This window comes from Candidatus Erwinia dacicola (genome assembly GCF_001756855.1).
GTDB lineage: Bacteria > Pseudomonadota > Gammaproteobacteria > Enterobacterales > Enterobacteriaceae > Erwinia > Erwinia dacicola.
In genome coordinates, this window is record NZ_MAYS01000347.1 from 1 (window position 1) to 3,220 (window position 3,220).

4 protein-coding genes are annotated in these 3,220 nt (G+C 52.3%); 3 read left to right on the forward strand and 1 reads right to left on the reverse strand.

Features of this window, described 5'->3' with window-relative positions; translation table 11 throughout:
• Both BBW68_RS09920 and pitA read left to right on the forward strand, forming a co-directional pair.
• On the forward strand, positions 1–262 hold a 262-nt coding region (locus tag BBW68_RS09920), incomplete at its 5' end, for a DDE-type integrase/transposase/recombinase (RefSeq protein ID WP_148127624.1).
• Between the two features lie 397 nt (positions 263–659).
• Complete coding sequence (pitA, locus tag BBW68_RS09925; RefSeq protein ID WP_148127625.1) at positions 660–2,159, forward strand: inorganic phosphate transporter PitA; 1,500 nt, start codon at positions 660–662, stop codon at positions 2,157–2,159.
• A 69-nt stretch (positions 2,160–2,228) separates the two neighbouring features.
• Here the strand turns inward: pitA and uspB are convergent, their stop codons facing one another.
• Complete coding sequence (gene uspB / locus BBW68_RS09930) at positions 2,229–2,564, reverse strand: universal stress protein UspB (RefSeq protein WP_070135236.1); 336 nt, start codon at positions 2,562–2,564, stop codon at positions 2,229–2,231.
• Positions 2,565–2,818: 254 nt separating this feature from the next.
• Between uspB and BBW68_RS09935 the strand changes: the two genes are divergently transcribed.
• Entirely contained in the window at positions 2,819–3,127 is a 309-nt protein-coding gene (locus BBW68_RS09935) for an IS3 family transposase (RefSeq protein WP_070135237.1), read from the forward strand.
• Positions 3,128–3,220 lie beyond the last annotated feature (93 nt).

A 3,220-nucleotide genomic window follows, 5' to 3' on the forward strand; every position in this document is an offset into this window, starting at 1 on the left:
ATTGCTGAAGCGGGAAGGTAAATGTCCGCAGCATGTGCATCACCGGCAGATACAGTACCGGAGTAATATAATCGAGTGCGATCATGGCAAACTGAAACGGATAATCAACGCCACGCTGGGTTTCAAATCAATGAAGACGGCTTACGCCACAATCAAAGGCATTGAAGTGATGCGGGCGCTACGGAAAGGTCAGGCAGAATCATTTTATTTTTGGCATCCCCTAGGCGAGATGCGTCTGGTGAGCAGAGTCTTTGAAAGATAAGACCTTTCAATAACACGAAAGGCTAACTCATCAATATCTTTGCAACAGTGCCATAATGATCAGCATCCCCACAGTGCACTGGGATACTGCTCACCACGTGAGTATCGTCGACGGCGCGAGTCGTTAACTTAAGAGTGATCTGGTGTCTGGATTTATAAGGTCAAATCCAGCGGAGATTTCAGATTCGCGCGACTGACGAGTTGGCGCCTAGGATACCAGCCTGACGCCAAATCGTAGCTAAAATATTTTGTAATATGATTATATTACGATGGTTTAAGGGACAACTGCCACCCTAATGAAACATTAATGTCAAAAGAATCTATATTTCCCTTTCCCTAGGCGCGGTTTGTCGCTGATAATGCGCCGCGTTCATGTCCTCCAAAATGGCGTAACGCTTATGCTGCATCTGTTTGCTGGTCTTGATTTACATACCGGTTTGTTCCTAGTTCTTGCTCTGTTGTTCGTACTGGTTTACGAAGCAATCAATGGCTTCCACGATACGGCCAACGCGGTAGCTACCGTGATTTATACCCGTGTAATGCGATTGCAGTTAGCGGTGGTCATGGCCGGGGTATTCAACTTCTTTGGTGTATTGTTTGGCGGCTTGAGCGTGGCTTACGCGATTGTCCATCTGCTACCCACCGATTGCCTGCTTAATGTAGGGTCGGTTCATGGCCTAGCAATGGTCTTCTCCATGCTGCTGGCTGCGATTATCTGGAACCTCGGCACTTGGTATTTCGGATTACCGGCCTCCAGCTCTCATACCCTGATCGGTGCCATTATTGGTATTGGCCTGACTAACGCGTTGCTGACTGGCACCTCGGTAGTAGATGCGCTCAATATTCCCAAAATGATCGGCATCTTTATGTCGTTGATTATTTGGCCGATTATTGGCTTGGTGATTGCCGGCGGGCTGGTATTCATCCTGCGCCGTTACTGGAGCGGGAATAAAAAACGTCAGCGTATCCATATGACTCCAGTAGAGCGCGAGAAGATCGACGGCAAGAAAAAGCCACCGTTCTGGACGCGTATCGCGCTGATTGTCTCGGCGATTGGCGTCAGCTATTCGCACGGTGCTAACGACGGACAGAAAGGCATTGGCCTGATTATGCTGGTGCTGATCGGCGTGGCGCCGTCGGGCTTTGTGGTCAATATGAACTCCAGCGATTATGACATTACGCGCACGCGTGATGCCGTGAACCACCTAGAGCAGTATTACCAGCAGCACGCGGCAACGCTGACACACATCATCCAGATGTCGCCGCCAGCGTTGCCGATGCCGGAACCGGTGCTTTCCGGCCCGCATGATTTCCACTGCGACGCTGCCCGTGCGCTGCCGGCTATCGAGCGTGTGCAGGGGCTGCTGAACAATCTCAGCAGCTATGATACGCTGAACGTTGAGCAACGCGGTCAGCTGCGCCGCCTGCTGATGTGCATCTCGGATACCGCTGAAAAAACCGCCAAGCTGCCGGAAACTAAGCCTGACGACAAACGTTTCCTCAATAAGCTGAAGGGCGACCTGCTGAATACCGTTGAGTACGCGCTGGTGTGGATCATCCTTGCCGTGGCGCTCGCGCTGTCGCTGGGGACCATGTTCGGCTGGCGTCGCGTTGCCACCACTATCGGTGAGAAGATCGGTAAGAAGGGCATGACCTATGCTCAGGGGATGTCGGCGCAGATGACGGCGGCGGTCTCTATTGGCGTGGCGAGTTATACCGGAATGCCGGTTTCCACCACGCACGTGCTCTCCTCTTCCGTGGCGGGCACCATGCTGGTTGACGGCGGTGGCGTTCAGGGCCGCACCATCAAGAACATCCTGCTGGCGTGGGTATTCACCCTGCCGGTCTCAATTGTGCTGTCAGGTGGGCTGTACTGGATTGCGCTGAAACTGATTTAATTATGTAGCAGTCAATCATTTTTCCGATCGACACGAAAAAGGGCGACCATTTTTGATGGTCGCCCTTTTTTAATGCCAGATGGCTAGACCAATCTGGCTAATCACTACCAGCCCACACAAGGAGCTGGTCAACATAAACTGCCCGCGCAGGCGCTGACAGCGGCGAATAAACTCATCATCGTGGTGGTCGAGGTAGCGCTGATACCAGATATAGCCAATCAGCCGCACCTGCTTGCCCGGCTGCCTGTGAGACGTAAAGAACCCTGCCCTATCCACGTACTGATACAGCAGCGGATCGCAGCCGCGCAGCGCCACTAACAGCGCGCGCAGCGAAGAGAAATAGCGCGCCATATTCACCACACAAACGGCAGAGAGAACCCAGAAAAGCGCGACGGTGCTGATCATGATCCCCTCCAAGACTTTCATCAGGAAATGCGATACGCGGCGAGAACGGGATCAATTCCCGCTGGTTTGCCAACCCTTATAATTGAGATGGTTGCTGCAGCTGGTCAGCGTGACAGCGCTGCTTTTGTTGCCGTCTTTTATCAGTGTAGAAGATCTGCTTAAATTTCTTCCAGCGATGTTTGTAGTGGCACACTGACACTGGCCACCTGATCGGAAGGTGATATTCTCACCTTCCCAACACCACAGGTGACCCAATGGCTAAACATTTCACGCCGGAATTTAAGCTCGAAGCGGCGAAGTTAGTTGTCGACCACGGCTATACCTACGTTAAGGCCGCAGAGGCAGTTAACGTAAGCCATTCGGCTATCCCCCGTTGGGTGAATAAGCTGCGACTTAAGCGCCAGGGGAAAACGCCCGCCGGGCTTCCTCTGACGCCAGAACAGCTCGAGCTGCGTGAGGCGAGGAAGAAAATACAACGCCTTGAAATGGAGAACGAAATCCTAAAAAAGGCTACGGCGCTCTTAATTGTCGCTACCGATGTAAAACTGGCCCACCCCCTTTGAATTACTCGAACGTTGTTGCTTTCGTTTTCTTCTGGATTTGACCGCTTTTCAGGTTATCCTTCAGTCGGTAGCTTTGGCCGCTGATTTGGGCGA